The organism is Micromonospora sp. HM134 (assembly GCF_007833915.1).
In the GTDB taxonomy this organism is placed as follows: Bacteria; Actinomycetota; Actinomycetes; order Mycobacteriales; family Micromonosporaceae; genus Micromonospora; species Micromonospora wenchangensis.
Genome location: NZ_CP041061.1, coordinates 366,245 through 381,577, shown reverse-complemented (window position 1 = coordinate 381,577; position 15,333 = coordinate 366,245). Strand labels below are relative to the sequence as shown.

Here is a 15,333-nt window from a genome sequence, read left to right as displayed (position 1 = left end):
GTCACACCTCCCTGGAGTCGGAGCCGGTGGCGATGTTGGCCGGCTCCCGCTCGGCGACCACGCGCTTGGTGCGCGGGCTCGGTGGTACCTGTAGATCCAGCGGGGGCAGCGGGAAGCTGCCGTACGGCCGGTTGTCGGCCTGTTCCTGCGGGGTCGGCTTCGGGGCCGGCTTGCGGCTCGGCCACAGCAGCGTCGCCAGCAGCAGCACGCCCGCGCCGATGGCGGTGGCGAGCAGCCGGTCCCGCGACTGCCAGTCCTCGATGGAGCGCAGCCCGGCCAGGACCAGGATCCAGACCAGGTTGATCGGCAGCAGCACCTTCCAGCCGAAGCGCATGAACTGGTCGTAGCGCAGCCGGGGCAGGGTGCCCCGGAGCCAGACGAAGACGAAGACCAGCATCAGCACCTTGCCGAAGAACCAGAGCATCGGCCACCAGCCGGTGTTGGCGTCGCCCCACAGGGTGATCGGCCAGGGGGCCCGCCAGCCGCCGAGGAACAGCGTCGTGGTCACCGCGGACATGGTCACCATGGCCACGTACTCGGAGAGCATGAACAGCGCGAACTTCAGCGAGCTGTACTCGGTCATGAAGCCGGCGACCAGCTCCGACTCCGCCTCGGGCAGGTCGAACGGCGCCCGGTTGGTCTCACCGACCGTGGCGATGAAGAAGATGATGAAGCTGGGCAGCAGCAGGATCGCGTACCAGCCCGGCGCGGGGATCTCGACGCCGCCGATGGTGAGCCGGGTGGCGTCCCCCTGGGCGGCGACGATCCCGCTGGTGGACATGGTGCCGGCGGTCATGAACACCGCGACGATGCTCAGCCCCATCGCGACCTCGTACGAGATCATCTGGGCGCTGGAGCGCAGGCCGCCGAGCAGCGGGTACGTCGAGCCGGAGGCCCAACCGCCGAGCACGATGCCGTAGACGGCCAGCGACGAGCAGGCCAGCAGCACCAGCACCGCCACCGGCACGTCGGTGACCTGCAACGGCGTCCGGTGGCCGAAGATGCTCACCATCGGGCCGAACGGGATCACCGACAGCGCGGTGACCGCGCAGACCACCGAGATGACCGGCGCGAAGAAGTAGACGACCTTGTCGGCGGCCTTCGGGAGGATGTCCTCCTTGAAGGCCATCTTGAGGCCGTCGGCGAGGGTCTGCAGCAGGCCGAACGGGCCGACCTGGTTGGGGCCGGGCCGGACCTGCATGTAGCCGACGACCCGCCGCTCGAACCAGACGCCGAGCAGGGTGGCGAGCAGACCGAAGACGAAGGCGAAGACGATCTTGATAAGGACCAGCCACCACGGGTCCCTGCCGAAGTCCGCCAGTGTCGGGTCCTGCGCCAGGAGGGTGTTCACTGTGCACCTCCGGAGATCCGTACCACCGTGCCGGACGCGACGCCGAGGCTGCGCCGTACGGTCGAACCGGGCGAGTTGGTCGGCAGCCAGACGACGCCGTCGGGCATCTCGGTGATGGCCGCCGGCAGGGTGACCGCACCCCGGTCGGTGCCCACCGTGACCGGGTCACCGTCGGCGACGCCGAGCGTCTCGGCGGTGCCCTTGCCCAGCCGGACCACCGGCGGGCGGGCGGTGCCGGCGAGGTGCTCGTCGCCGTCGGTGAGGCTGCCCAGGTCGATCAGCTGGTGCCAGGTGGCCAGCACCGCCTCGCCCGCACCCGGCTGGGGCACGGTCGCCGGGGCGACCGACGGGCTGACCGGCCGGTCCGCCCGGGTCGGCGGCAGCGCGCCCAACTCACGGCGGATGCTCGACACGTCAGCGGTGCCGAGCCGGACGTCGAGCTGCGCGGCGATCGCGTCCAGCACCCGGGCGTCGGTCATCGCCGCCGTGTGCAGCACCGCCTCGAAGGTGCGCAGCCGACCCTCCCAGTCCAGGAAGCTGCCGGCCTTCTCGACCACCGGGGCGACCGGCAGCACCACGTCGGCCCGGCGGGCCACCGCCGAGTTGCGCAGCTCCAGGCTGACCAGGAAGGGCACCGCGTCGAGCGCCTGCTCGGCCAGCCTCGGGTCGGCCAGGTCGGCCGGGTCCACGCCGGCCACCACCAGGGCGCCGAGCTGACCGTTCGCGGCGGCGGCCAGGATCTGGTCGGTGTCCCGACCGGCCTGGCTGGGGATCACCCCGGCCGGGATGTCCCACGCCTCGCCCAGTTCGGCGCGGGCCGACGGCTCGGTCACCGGACGCCCACCGGGCAGCAGGTTGGGCAGGCAGCCCGCGTCGACCGCACCCCGGTCACCCGCGCGCCGCGGCACCCAGGCCAGCTTCGCGCCGGTACGCCGGGCGACGTCCGCGGCGGCGGAGAGGCCACCGGGCACACCGGCCAGCCGCTCGCCGACGAACAGGATCGCGCCCTCGGCGCTCAGCGCCTCGGCCACCGTGTCGTGGTCGGCGAGCACGCTCGCCTCCTCGCCCGGCACCACCCGGGCCAGCTTGGCCCCGAGCTTCTCCAGGCCCCGGGTGGCGAACGGGGCGATCGCGTAGACCGTCAGCTTCTTCTTCAGGTACGCCTTGCGCAGCCGCAGGAAGAGGATCGGGCACTCCTCCTCCGGCTCCAGCCCGACCAGCACCACCGTGGACGCCTTCTCCACGTCGGCGTAGGTCACGTCGGTGACCCCGGCGACGGTGCTGGCCAGGAAGTCGGACTCCTCGCGGGAGACCGGCCGGGCCCGGAAGTCGATGTCGTTGGTGTTCAGGGCGACCCGGGCGAACTTCGCGTACGCGTAGGCGTCCTCGACGGTCAGCCGGCCACCGGTCAGCACCGCCGTGCCGCGACCCTCGTCGCGGGCGGCGCGCAGCCCGTCGGCGGCCCGGGTCAGCGCCTCGCTCCAGGACGCCTCCCGCAGCTCACCGGACTTCTCGTCGCGGACCAGCGGGGTGGTGAGCCGGTCGAAGGCGCGGGTGTACTGGAAGCCCCACCGCCCCTTGTCGCAGTTCCACTCCTCGTTGACCTGCGGGTCGTCCCCGGCGAGGCGGCGCAGCACCTTGCCCCGCCGCCAGTCGGTGCGCTGCGCGCAGCCGGCCGAGCAGTGCTCGCAGACGCTCGGGCTGGACACCAGGTCGAACGGGCGGGCCCGGAACCGGTACTGCGCCCCGGTGAGCGCGCCGACCGGGCAGATCTGCACGGTGTTGCCGGAGAAGTACGAGTTGAACGGGACGTCGCCCTCGTCGCCCTCCGCGCCGTACGCGTCGTCCCGGTAGATGTTGATCTCCTCGGCGGACGACCGGCCCATCAGGTCGATGAACTTGTCGCCGGCGATCTCCTCGGAGAACCGGGTGCAGCGCTGGCAGAGCACGCAGCGCTCCCGGTCGAGCAGCACCTGGGTGCTGATCTCCATCGGCTTCTCGTACTCCCGCTTGTGCTCGTGGAAGCGGGAGTCGGTACGGCCGGTGGACATCGCCTGGTTCTGCAGCGGGCACTCGCCGCCCTTGTCACACATCGGGCAGTCCAGCGGGTGGTTGACCAGCAGCAGCTCCATCACCCCCTCCTGCGCCTTCTTGGCGACCGGGGAGGTGAGCTGGGTGCGGACCACCATGCCCTCGGCGACGGTCTGGGTGCAGGAGGCGACCGGCTTGCGCTGCCCCTCCACCTCGACCAGGCACTGCCGGCAGGCGCCGGCCGGGGCCAGCAGCGGGTGGTCGCAGAACCGGGGGATCTCGGTGCCCAACTGCTCGGCGACCCGGATCAGCAGCGCCCCCTTGGGGGCGGTGACCTCGACGCCGTCGATGGTGAGCGTTACGGTCTCGGCGGCCTTCGCCACGTCAGTCATCAGTGGGCTCCAACCAGCTGCTTGTCGGAGAGCTTCGGCGCGGTACGCCCCTCGATGTAGTCGAGGTAGTCCTGCTTGAAGTACTGCAACGACGAGGTCACCGAGCTGGTCGCGCCGTCACCCAGACCGCAGAACGAGCGGCCGAGGATGTTGTCGCAGGTGTCGAGCAGGGTGTCCAGGTCCTCGTGGGTGCCCTGGCCGGCGAGGATGCGCCGGTAGACCCGGACCATCCAGTAGTTGCCCTCCCGGCACGGGGTGCACTTGCCGCACGACTCGTGGTGGTAGAACTCCAGCCACCGGTACGTCGCGTAGACCGGGCAGTCCTGGTCGGAGAAGATCTGGGTGGCCGTGGTGCCCAGGATCGAGCCGGCCGCCGCCACCCCCTCGAAGTCCAGCGGCACGTCCAGGTGCTCGGCGGTGAGCAGCGGGGTCGACGAGCCACCCGGCGTCCAGAACCGGAGCTGGTGACCGGGCTGCATCCCGCCGGCCAGCTCGATCAGCTCCCGCAGGGTGACGCCCAGGCCGCACTCGAACTGACCCGGGTTGGCGATCCGCCCGGACAGCGAGTAGATCATCGGCCCGGACGACTTCTCGGTGCCCATGGACTTCCACCAGTCCGCACCGCCCAGCACGATGTAGGGCACGCTGGCGATGGTGCCGACGTTGTTGACCACCGTCGGGCTGGCGTACAGGCCGTGGGTGGCCGGGAACGGCGGGCGGAGCCGGGGCTGACCCCGGAACCCCTCCAGCGAGTCCAGCAGCGCCGTCTCCTCGCCGCAGATGTACGCCCCGGCGCCGGAGTGCACCACCAGTTCCAGGTCGAACCCGGTGCCCAGGATGTTGCGTCCGAGGTAGCCCTTGGCCTGCGCCTCGGCCACCGCGTTGCGCAGCCGACGGGCGGCGTGCACCGCCTCGCCCCGGATGTAGATGTAGGCCCGGTTGGCCCGGATCGCGTACGAGGCGATGATGACCCCCTCGACCAGCGAGTGCGGGTCGTGGGTCATCAGCGGCAGGTCCTTGCAGGTGCCCGGCTCGCCCTCGTCGGCGTTGACCACCAGGTAGTGCGGCTTGCCGTCGCCCTGCGGGATGAAGCCCCACTTCAGGCCGGTGGGGAAGCCCGCGCCACCCCGCCCGCGCAGCCCGGAGTCCTTGATCAGCTGGATCAGGTCGTCCGGGTGGGCCTTGAGGGCCTTGCGCAGCGCGGCGTAGCCGTCGAGCTTCTCGTAGGCGCCGATCCGCCAGGCGTCCGGGGAGAGCCAGCGGCGGGTCAGCACCGGGGTCAGCTTGGCCAGGGTCTCCGGCCGGGGAGTGGTCACTTCTTGGCCCCCGTCTCGCTCGCGACGGCGGAGCCCGCGCCGGCAGCGCCCGTTCCCGCCTCGGCTTCCTTGAGGTTGCGCTGCTGCGCGCCGGCATCGTCGCCGGCGGGCTTGCCGTCACCGGCGGGAGCGTTCGCGGCCACCCCGGCCGCCTGCGCCGCCCGGGCGTCGGGGGAGGCCGGCGGCGGACCGTCGGTCGGGACCTTCGTGCCGGGCGCGTCCGGCACGGCGGTCGCCGCGTCGGGCTGCCGGGTCTCGGCGGTACGCACCTGCGGCGACTTGTCGTCCGGTGCCTTGACGTCCGGCGCGGTGCTGCCGGTGACCTGCTCCGGCTTCGCCGCCGGGGCGGCCGGCGCGGCGGCCTTGGTGGCCTCGGCCTTCGCCTTGGCCTCGGCGGCGGCCTTGTCGGCCTCGGCCTTGCTGCGGATCGGGGTCTTCGGGTCGTAACCCGGTGCCGTGATGCCGTGCTGCTCGGCCAGGCGCAGGCCGCGCAGGGTGGCCTCACCCGGCCCGCCGTCGGCGACCGCGCCCTCGCGCTCGTCGGCGAACCCGGCGAGCTGGACGGCCATCTCCTTGAGGGTGCAGAGCCGGGCACCCCGGGTCGGCATCGGCCGGCCCCCGGCGCGCAGCTCGTCCACCACGCCGACCGCGCCCTGCGGGTCGACGCCGTCGAAGAAGTCGTAGTTGACGGTCATCACCGGGCCGTAGTCGCACGCCGCGAGGCACTCGGCGTGCTCCAGGGTGATCTTCCCGTCGGCGGTGGTCTCGTCGTGCCCGACGCCCAGGTGCTCGACGAGCGTGTCGTAGACCTCCTGGCCGCCGAGCACGTTGCACATCGTGTTGGTGCAGACGCTGACCAGGTAGTCACCGGTGGGCCGGCGCTTGTACATGGTGTAGAAGGTGGCCACCGCGCCGACCTGGGCCTTGTTCAGCCCCAGCACCTCGGCGCAGAACGCCACCCCGGCCGGGGAGACGTAGCCCTCCTCGGCCTGCACCAGGTGCAGCAGCGGCAGCAGCGCCGAGCGGGACCGGTCGGCCGGGTACCGGGCGATGATCTCCCGTGCCCGGACCCGGGTTTCCTCAGTGAAGACACTCATCGGCGTCGCCTTCCGTTCGCGACTGCGGGGCTCGCAAGCTCACTCCTCGCGCTCACCTGTCACAACCACCCATCACGGGGTCCAGCGAGGCGCCGCCGGCGATCACGTCGGCGATCAGGCCGCCCTCGGCCATCGCCGGAAGGGCCTGGAGGTTGACGAAGCTCGGCTCCCGGTAGTGCACCCGGTACGGCCGGGTGCCACCGTCGGAGACCGCGTGCACGCCCAGCTCGCCCCGGGGCGACTCGATGCCGACGTACACCTGGCCCGGCGGGACCCGGAAGCCCTCGGTGACCAGCTTGAAGTGGTGGATCAGCGACTCCATCGACTGACCCATGATCTTGGCGACGTGCTCCAGCGAGTTGCCCATGCCGTCCACGCCGATGGCGAGCTGCGCCGGCCAGGCGATCTTGCGGTCGGCGACCATCACCGGGCCCGGCTTCAACCGGTCCAACGCCTGCTCGACCAGCTTGAGCGACTCGCGGATCTCGGCGAGCCGGACCAGGTAGCGGCCCCAGACGTCGCCGTCCGGGTGGGTCGGCACGTCGAACTCGTACGTCTCGTAGCCGCAGTACGGCATGGTCTTGCGCAGGTCCCAGGCGAGGCCGGCGGAGCGCAGCACCGGGCCGGTGACGCCGAGCGCGACACAGGCGGTCACGTCGAGCACCGCGACACCCTGGGTGCGCTCGGTCCAGATCGGCTGGCCGGAGAGGAGGTCCTCGTACTCCTTGAGCTTCTTCGGCATCATCTTGAGGAACTCGCGGATCTTGCGGATCGCGTCGTCCGGGACGTCCTGCGCCACCCCGCCCGGTCGGACGTACGCGTGGTTCATCCGCAGGCCGGTGATGGTCTCGAAGATGTCGAGGATGTACTCCCGCTCGCGGAAGCCGTACAGCATGATCGAGATCGCGCCCAGCTCCATGCCGGTGGTGGCCAGCCAGACCAGGTGCGACGAGATCCGGTTCAGCTCCATCATCAGCACGCGGATCGTGTTGGCCCGCTCGGTGATGTCGTCGGTGATGCCGAGCAGCTTCTCCACCGCGAGGCTGTACGCCGTCTCGTTGAAGATCGGGGCGAGGTAGTCCATCCGGGTCACGAAGGTCGAACCCTGCACCCAGTTGCGGTATTCGAGGTTCTTCTCGATGCCGGTGTGCAGGTAGCCGACGACCGAGCGGGCCTCGCGGACCGTCTCGCCCTCCAGCTCCAGGATCAGCCGGAGCACGCCGTGCGTCGACGGGTGCTGCGGACCCATGTTCACGACGATCCGCTCGTCGTTGATCGGGTCGGTGCCGGAGACGACCTGGTCCCAGTCCCCACCGGTGACGGTGAAGACCCGCCCCTCGGTGGTCTCCCGCTCGGTCGCGTAGTTGGACGTGGTCACAGCTCCGGCCCTCCGTTCGCGACTGCGGGGCTCCGCTCCGCTGCACTCCTCGCGCTCACTGGTACGACCTCCGGCGGTCCGGCGGCGGGATCTCCGCGCCCTTGTACTCGACGGGGACGCCGCCGAGCGGGTAGTCCTTGCGCTGCGGGTGGCCCTCCCAGTCGTCCGGCATCAGCACCCGGGTCAGGTTGGGGTGGCCGTCGAAGATGACCCCGAACATGTCGTACGCTTCGCGCTCCTGCCAGTCGGCCGTCGGGTAGACGGCGGTGACGCTGGGCAGGTGCGGGTGCTCGGCGGAGACGGCCGCCTCCAGCCGGACCCGACGCCGGTAGGTCATCGAGGTGAGCTGGTAGACCACGTGCAGCCGGCGCTCGTCGGCACCGAGGTAGTCCACCCCGGACACCGAGGAGCACAGTTCGAAGCGCAGCGCGAGGTCGTCCCGCATCACCTGGCACACCTCGGCGATCCGCTCCGGGCGGACGTGCAGGGTCAGCTCGCCCCGGTCCACGACGACCTTCTCGATCGCGTCGCCGAACTGCGGGTACGCCTCCTCCAGCGCGTCGCGTACCTCGTCGAAGTAGCCCCCGTACGGCCGGGGGGCCTCCTCGATCGGGGTGCGCTGGCGGACCAGGCCGCCGTAGCCGGACACGTCGCCGGTGCCCTGCATGCCGAACATGCCGCGCCCGGCGGGGCTGGACGGCGGCAGCTCGGCGGGGGCGCCGCTCGTCGCACCGGCCGGGGTGACCGGTACCGGCACCCCGCCGTCGTTGGTGCGGTCGTCGGTCACTTGGGGCCCCCCTGCGGCTGGAGGTGGTTCTGGGCGTTCATCCAGTTCTCGATCCGCAACTGCTCCTCGCGCCCCTCGCGGACCGCCTTCGTCCACTCGGCACGGCGGGCCTTGTCGTTGCGGTACGACGACGGCATCGAGCCGTACGGCACCACGGGCACGTCGCCGCGCTCCAGGCGGGCCGCCTGCATCTTGCGGCCGTTCGGGCCCAGCGGCTCGTACATGATCTTCTCGCGGAGCTTGAGGATCGCGTCGATGAGCATCTCGGGGCGGGGCGGGCAGCCCGGCAGGTACATGTCGACCGGGACGACGTGGTCGACGCCCTGGACGATCGCGTAGTTGTTGAACATGCCGCCGCTGCTGGCGCAGACGCCCATGGAGAGCACCCAGCGGGGCTCGGCCATCTGGTCGTAGATCTGGCGCAGGACCGGGGCCATCTTCTGGCTCACCCGGCCGGCCACGATCATCAGGTCGGCCTGGCGCGGCGAGGCCCGGAAGACCTCCATGCCCCAGCGGCCCATGTCGTAGTGCGGGCCACCGGCCGCCATCATCTCGATGGCGCAGCAGGCCAGGCCGAAGGTGGCGCCCCAGACGGACGACTTCCGCGACCAGTTGACCAGCTTCTCCACGGAGGTGAGCAGGACGCCGGCGGGGAGTTTCTCCTCGATGCCCATCTGACGTTCCTCCCTCAGTCCCAGTCCAGCCCGCCGCGCCGCCACACGTAGGCGTACGCGACGAAGACCGCGACGATGAACAGGACCATCTCCACGAAGCCGAAGATCGGCAGGGCGTCGAAGGAGACCGCCCAGGGGTAGAGGAAGATGATCTCGATGTCGAAGACGATGAAGAGCATCGCCGTCAGGTAGAACTTGATCGGGAACCGTCCGCCGCCCACGGGCTGCGGGCTGGGCTCGATCCCACACTCGTACGCCTCGAGCTTGGCCTTGTTGTAGCGCCGGGGACCGGCGAAGCGGGCGGCGGCCACGGAGAACAGCGAGAACGCCGCGGCGAGGGCGAACAGCCCGATGATCGGTGCGTAAGGCGAGAGCGACATCTTTTCTCCTGCTCGTCCTTCCCCTGCCCCAGGTGCTTGACAAAATTCACACTATTCACGTCCCTCGTGACTGCCGTCAGCGGGGGTCGATCCCTGTCCGTGCCGGTGCCGCCGTTGGCCCTGGCCCGGTCACGCCTCACACGGCCGGGGCCGCCTTCGTCATCGCGTTGATGACCCGGTCCATCGCGTCCCCGCCGCGCGGGTCGGTCAGGTTGGCCAGCAGCTTGAGCACGAAGCGCATCAGCATCGGGTGCGGCATGCCGTGCTTGGTCGCCATCCGCATCACCTCGGGCCGGCCGATCAGCTTGACGAAGATCCCGCCGAGCCGGTAGTAGCCGCCGAACCGGGCCTTCAGCTCCTGCGGGTACGCGGTAAGCGCCCGCTCCCGCTCCGGGCCGGCCGGCCGGGCCAGCGCCTGCACGATGACCTCGGCGGCCAGTTCGCCGGACTCCATCGCGTACGCGATGCCCTCGCCGTTGAACGGGTTGACCATGCCGCCGGAGTCGCCGACCAGCAGGACCCCCCGGGTGTAGTGCGGCACCCGGTTGAAGCCCATCGGCAGCGCCGCGCCGAGGATCGGGCCGTCGGCGTTCGTCTCGTCGGTCATCCCCCAGTCCGCCGGGGTGTTGGCCAGCCAGTCGGTGAGCAGCCGCCGGTAGTTCGTCTTGCCGAACGCGGAGGAGGAGTTGAGCACGCCGAGGCCGACGTTGACCCGGCCGTCGCCGAGGCCGAAGATCCAGCCGTAGCCGGGCAGCAGCGCGTCGCTGCCCTTGCTGCGCAGCTCCAGCCAGGACTCCAGGTAGTCGTCGTCGTGCCGGGCCGGCGAACGGTAGTAGCGGCGGACGGCCACGCCGATCGGCCGGTCCTCCCGCTTGGCCAGGCCCAGGGCGAGCGGGAACCGGCCGGAGACGCCGTCCGCGGCGACCACCAGCGGGGCGTGGAAGGTGGCCGGTTCCCGGTCCGGGCCGACCTCGGCGGTCACCCCGATCACCCGGTCGGCCGCGTCGAGCACCGGGCCGATGACGTTGACGTTGGTCCGCAGCTCGGCACCGGCGGAGACCGCCCGCTGGGCGAGCAGGTCGTCGAAGTCCAGCCGGGTCCGGACCAGGCCGTAGTTGGGGAAGCTGGCCAGGTCGGGCCAGTCCAGTTCGAGGCGTACCCCGCCGCCGATCACCCGCAGGCCCTTGTTGTGCAGCCAGCCGGCCTCGGGCGAGGTGTCCACGCCCATCCGGATGAGTTGCCGGGTCGCCCGGGGGGTGAGCCCGTCCCCGCACACCTTCTCGCGGGGGAACTCGGTCTTCTCCAGCAGCAGCACGCGTACGCCGTGCCGCGCCAGGTGGTACGCCGTCGCCGATCCACCGGGACCGGCGCCCACCACGATCACGTCGGCGTCGTTCTCCACCGATGTCATCTGCGCCTCCTCCCGCACGCTCGTGAAATGCTTCACAAGCCGATCGGGTTGGAGTCTATGACCGTGGTTACACAGCTGCCGGGTGAGGGGTACCTAACTTCCTGGAAACATGCCGGTCGGGGTGGGTTCGTCCCTCAGTTCCGGGCGATGTCGAGCCCGTCGTAGGCCCGGACCGCCGCCGGCAGGTGGTCACGCAGCGCTCCGCCGGCCGCCCGGTCGAGGGCACCCAGCACCTCGGCGACCACCTGGCGGACCTCGGCCGGGTCCGCGCCGGCCAGCTCCCTGAGCTGGGCCACCAGCTCGGCGGCATCGTCGTCGGTGGGGGTCGTGGGGTCGCTGGGCACTACTCCGGTCATGCCCGGGAGCTTACGCCCCAAACTAGACGAAAGCCGGACATCAGCGAAAGGGGGCGTTCACCCTCGGTCACACCCGGACGGCCCGGTGCAGGGCCACCACCCCGCCGGTCAGGTTGCGCCACGCCACCCGGCCCCAGCCGGCCGCGCCGACCCGCGCCGCCAGGGCCGCCTGGTCCGGCCAGGCCCGGATCGACTCGGCCAGGTAGACGTACGCGTCGGGGTTGCTGGACACCGTCCGGGCCACCGTCGGCAACGACCGCATCAGGTACGACAGGTAGACGGTGCGGAAGGCCGGGTGCACCGGCGTGCTGAACTCGCAGACCACCAGCCGGCCGCCCGGCCGGGTCACCCGGGCCAGCTCCCGCAGCGCCGCGTCGGGGTCGTTGACGTTGCGCAGGGCGAAGGAGATCGTCACCGCGTCGAAGGAGGCGTCGGCGAAGGGCAGCCGCAGCGCGTCCCCGGCCAGCAGCGGCACCTCCGGCCGGACCCGCCGGCCGGCGTGCAGCATGCCCTGCGACAGGTCCGCGCCCACCGCGTACGCCCCGGAGCGGGCCAGTTCCTGCGTCGACACCCCGGTGCCGGCGCCCACGTCCAGCACCCGCTCGCCGGGGAGCAGCCCGAGCGCCGCCCGGGTGGCGCGTCGCCACGACCGGTCCTGCCCGAAGGACAGCACCGTGTTGGTCAGGTCGTAACGGGCGGCCACGCCGTCGAACATCGCGGCGACCTCGGGTGGCGACTTGTCCAGGCCGGCGCGCTGGCCCTGCGGGGTACGACTCACCCCTCCACTCTGCCAGCCTGATCCCACCCGCCCGGCGTGGGGTGGCTCTTCCCACGGACACGCGGCGGGCGGGATGGTCGTCCACCCCGCCCGCCGGTTGCCCTACGCGAAAGACCTGCCTGCGGTCAGCTCTGCGGCTTCTCGTCGCCCGGGGTCACCAGCACCAGCCGACGCCGACGGGCGAGCATCAGCAGCGCGCCGCCCGCGAGCAGCACGACGGCACCGATGCCACCGATCAGGGTGGCCTGCGCGCCGGTCACCGGCAGACCGCCGTCGCCGCCACCCGTGCCACCACCGGTCGTCGGGCTGACGCTGGTGCTCGGGCTCGGCTGACCGCTGGTGCTCGGGCTCGGGCTCGGCTCCCCGGTCGGGCTCGGGCTGGGGCTCGGGCCGGTGCTCAGGTCGACGAACACGTCGAACAGCGACGCGTTGTCGCCGTCGTCGGTCTCGGTGAAGACCTTGCGCTGCGCCTTGCTGGCGACCTGCGGCTCCTCCTCCGGCGTGCCCTCGGCCTCGGTCAGCCCGGCGGCGAACAGGACGCCCGGGGTGAGCACCTTCTCGGTGACGCCCGCGCCGACCTTGACCCGTACGTCGGCGGTGTAGAACTCGCCCGGCCGCAGCACCGCGCCGGCGTCCTCGCAGTACGCCACCACGCCGCCCAGGTCCTGCGTGACGCAGCTCTCCGGCAGGTCGACGAAGCTGGCGCCGTCCGGCAGGGCGATCCCGTAGAAGACGCCGGTCGCGCGGCGGCTGCCGCCGTTGTAGACCGCCCAGTCCAGCGGGGCGGTCCCGCCGGGCTTGACGCCGGTCAGTCCGCTCTCGCCGGCCTCGTCGCCGTCGACCACCACGTCGGCGTAGACGTCCTGCACCCAGGTGGTCAGGTCGTAGCCGGGCTTGACGACCATGATCTCGTGGTCGACCGAGTCCGAGGTGGTGTTGGATCCGCTCACGGTCACCTTCAGCACGCCACCCTTGCCGCGCGTGTCGGTGCCGAACAGCGGGATGCCGAACTCCTCGGTGGTGCCGGCGGCGATGCCGTCGGTGGTGCCGCCCAGGTCGGACAGGGAGCAGGTGAAGGCGGTGCCGCTGACGGCGCAGCCGTCCGGCACGAGCACCCCGACCTTGTTGGGCCTCAGGCCCGCGGTCTCGACGGTGACCTTCACGTCCTTGGCGTCGACCGTGCCGCGGACGTTCTGCACGGAGAACTTGAACGGCTTGGCCTTGGCCTCCTTGACGCCCAGGGCCAGCTGGGAGCTGAGCGGAACGAGGTCGAGCTGCGCCTGGTCGGCGGCGCTGGCCGGGGCGGCGACGGTGGCCAGGCCACCGACGGCGAGCAGGGCCACGGCGCCGACGCGGGCCAGGGCCGAGCGGTGGAACAGAGTCATCGATCCCCCGGGGGGCTAGGGACTGCTGGGAAAGGTGGGGCTGATGTGGCGAACCGAGCGGACGTTATCCGAGATCGACGCCGGTGCGCCAGCCGTGACGTGCGATTTTGTCCCAGACGGGGCCGAACGGACGAGGAGCGGGGGCGGGACGGTCACCCGTCCCGCCCCCGTTCTCGTGTTTTGACCGTTTGTGGGCAGGGTGGTTTGGTAGCGCGGTGTGTGGGTGTTGGTGGTGGCGGGGTTAGGGCTGTCATTTGCCCTTGTGGACGACGTTCTTGCGGATCACTGGGTGGCGGGTTCGGCGTTTACGGCGTCGGCCGGCGGGTCGGCCGGGGCCGGGGTGTCCGGGTTTCGGGTGGCCTGGTGGGTGCCAGGCGTTGCGCAGAGCGGGTGAAACCTGGCGGCGGGTCTGACCGGGGGTCGGGCTGGTGGTGGCGGTGGGTTCCCAGGGCAGCCGGTGGTGGGTGATGTGGTTGCGGGTGCAGAACAGGTGCAGGTAGGCGTAGGCGTGCAGGCGTAGCCAGGTGGTCAGGGTGCCGGGTTGCTGGGGGTGGAAGTCACCGGCGTGGGCGGTGGTCTTCAGGTAGCGGAAGTAGTGTTCGATGTCGAAGCGGGCCAGGTAGGTCATGACCAGGGTGAGCAGGTCGCGGCGGGTGCCGGAGTACCAGAGCGCGAGGTCGCCGGCGCGGCGGCTGGGGCGTAGGTGCTGGACCCGGGCGAGGAGGACGGTGCCCTCGACGATCGGCAGGGTGGCCTGGCCGGTGAATCCGCGGCTGGCGCGGGTGAGTTTGGGGTGGACCTGGTGCCATGCCCGGACGGTGACGGTGCCGTAGATGTCGATCGGGCCGCTGACGCCGGCGTCCGGGGTGAGGTCGGGTTCGCGCAGGGCCAGCCGGAACCCGTGTCGTCGGGGGCGACCGCCCAGGGGGTGAGCGGCCCGGCGTTCGGGTCGGGTCCACATGGTCTGTGAGGTCGCCAGCCTGACCAGGACGTCCGCGGGAGTCCCACGGTCGCGTAGCAGATGGGTGATCCGGGCCGCGGGGTAGCCGGAGTCCAGCAGGAACAGTGACGGGTCGGCCCTGGTCGCGCCGTCACCCGCGCAGACCCGCGTGATGTGCTGCACAGTGACCTCTGCCAGGTCCTCGTCGGAGGCGACCCGGTCGGTCAGGACCGGGACGACCCACGAGTCCGGGGTCAGGGTCAACCGGACGACGTGCTGATACCGCCACCCGGTTTTGATCAGCGCCGATCCGCGGGGTCCGCCGGGGGTGTACTGCGGCTGCCGGTCCGGGCTGGTGGCTGCGTTCGGCCGTGGCCAGGCGGTGGTGTCGACGGCGTATATCCGCGGCAGACCGCAGGTCCGGGCGATCCGGCATGCCGCCCGTAACGCCCGGCCGGTGTCGACCTCGCCGTCGCGTAACGCCCGATAGGCCGCGGCATGCCCGGTGACCGTGCCCAGCGACAGATGCGCCGGGCACCCACACCGGCCCTGATCGGCGGCGAGCTCGTCGACCAGGGCGAACAACGTCCGCGACCGTGCGGTCAGGACGCCCTCGTACAACTCCCGCCGCCATGAATCCAACAAGATCCTGCCCGGCTCACCATGACCGGTACCGGCGACCGCTACCCTGCTCATCGAGGACCCTGTTCATTGATGATCTTTGCGTGAGAACTCAGATCATGAACAGGGTCCTCCCCAATCCGCTAGACCTCGACCACCGAAAATCCCCCCGATGGTCAAAACACGAGAGCGGGGGCGGGACGGTCACCCGTCCCGCCCCCGTTTTATATGAACGGCCCTCCCGGGCCGATGGAGGACGTACGACACTCGTCATCCGCTTACCGCAGGCGGTGGGCGGAGGTACGTCGGGCGCACGTTAGCGGGCACCGACGCGCCGCGCCAACCCCCGCGCCGCAGCACCGGGAGCGGGATATCCGCCCAGCGTGCCGCACGCCGCCCCAATTGCCGCGTCTTGTGGGGGCTGATCCCGCGCCGT

Annotated in this window: 13 protein-coding genes; all 13 read right to left on the bottom strand. The window is 71.4% G+C overall.

Annotated features, from left to right (window positions below):
* Position 1 precedes the first annotated feature (1 nt).
* Entirely contained in the window at positions 2-1,351 is a 1,350-nt protein-coding gene (gene nuoH / locus FJK98_RS01885; RefSeq protein WP_145917469.1) for an NADH-quinone oxidoreductase subunit NuoH, read from the bottom strand.
* Positions 1,348-3,774: an NADH-quinone oxidoreductase subunit G gene (locus tag FJK98_RS01880; RefSeq protein WP_145917468.1), complete on the bottom strand. Its 2,427-nt coding sequence runs from the start codon at positions 3,772-3,774 to the stop codon at positions 1,348-1,350. Before FJK98_RS01880 ends, nuoH begins: the two co-directional genes overlap by 4 nt.
* Positions 3,774-5,090 (bottom strand): NADH-quinone oxidoreductase subunit NuoF, encoded by a 1,317-nt coding sequence (nuoF, locus tag FJK98_RS01875; RefSeq protein ID WP_145917467.1) that lies wholly within the window; start codon positions 5,088-5,090, stop codon positions 3,774-3,776. Before nuoF ends, FJK98_RS01880 begins: the two co-directional genes overlap by 1 nt.
* Entirely contained in the window at positions 5,087-6,187 is a 1,101-nt protein-coding gene (gene nuoE, locus FJK98_RS01870; protein WP_145917466.1) for an NADH-quinone oxidoreductase subunit NuoE, read from the bottom strand. Before nuoE ends, nuoF begins: the two co-directional genes overlap by 4 nt.
* Positions 6,188-6,239: 52 nt before the next feature.
* On the bottom strand, positions 6,240-7,565 hold the full coding sequence (locus tag FJK98_RS01865) for an NADH-quinone oxidoreductase subunit D (protein WP_145917465.1): 1,326 nt from the start codon (positions 7,563-7,565) through the stop codon (positions 6,240-6,242).
* A 55-nt stretch (positions 7,566-7,620) separates the two neighbouring features.
* Complete coding sequence (locus FJK98_RS01860) at positions 7,621-8,352, bottom strand: NADH-quinone oxidoreductase subunit C (RefSeq protein ID WP_088646157.1); 732 nt, start codon at positions 8,350-8,352, stop codon at positions 7,621-7,623.
* Positions 8,349-9,026 (bottom strand): NADH-quinone oxidoreductase subunit B family protein, encoded by a 678-nt coding sequence (locus tag FJK98_RS01855; protein WP_145917464.1) that lies wholly within the window; start codon positions 9,024-9,026, stop codon positions 8,349-8,351. Before FJK98_RS01855 ends, FJK98_RS01860 begins: the two co-directional genes overlap by 4 nt.
* 14 nt (positions 9,027-9,040) lie before the next feature.
* A complete protein-coding gene (locus FJK98_RS01850; RefSeq protein ID WP_067300536.1) occupies positions 9,041-9,406 on the bottom strand; it encodes an NADH-quinone oxidoreductase subunit A in 366 nt (121 codons plus the stop codon).
* Between the two features lie 136 nt (positions 9,407-9,542).
* Positions 9,543-10,817: a geranylgeranyl reductase family protein gene (locus FJK98_RS01845; protein WP_145917463.1), complete on the bottom strand. Its 1,275-nt coding sequence runs from the start codon at positions 10,815-10,817 to the stop codon at positions 9,543-9,545.
* A 134-nt stretch (positions 10,818-10,951) separates the two neighbouring features.
* Positions 10,952-11,173, bottom strand: a complete 222-nt coding sequence (locus FJK98_RS01840) for a hypothetical protein (protein WP_145917462.1) — start codon at positions 11,171-11,173, stop codon at positions 10,952-10,954.
* Between the two features lie 67 nt (positions 11,174-11,240).
* Positions 11,241-11,888 (bottom strand): demethylmenaquinone methyltransferase, encoded by a 648-nt coding sequence (locus FJK98_RS01835; RefSeq protein ID WP_240762903.1) that lies wholly within the window; start codon positions 11,886-11,888, stop codon positions 11,241-11,243.
* Positions 11,889-12,076: 188 nt separating this feature from the next.
* Positions 12,077-13,336 carry an LPXTG cell wall anchor domain-containing protein gene (locus FJK98_RS01830; RefSeq protein ID WP_145917460.1) on the bottom strand — a complete coding sequence of 420 codons (1,260 nt, stop codon included), beginning with the start codon at positions 13,334-13,336 and terminating at the stop codon, positions 12,077-12,079.
* 250 nt (positions 13,337-13,586) lie between these two features.
* On the bottom strand, positions 13,587-14,921 hold the full coding sequence (locus FJK98_RS33790; RefSeq protein WP_240762089.1) for a transposase: 1,335 nt from the start codon (positions 14,919-14,921) through the stop codon (positions 13,587-13,589).
* Positions 14,922-15,333: the final 412 nt, after the last annotated feature.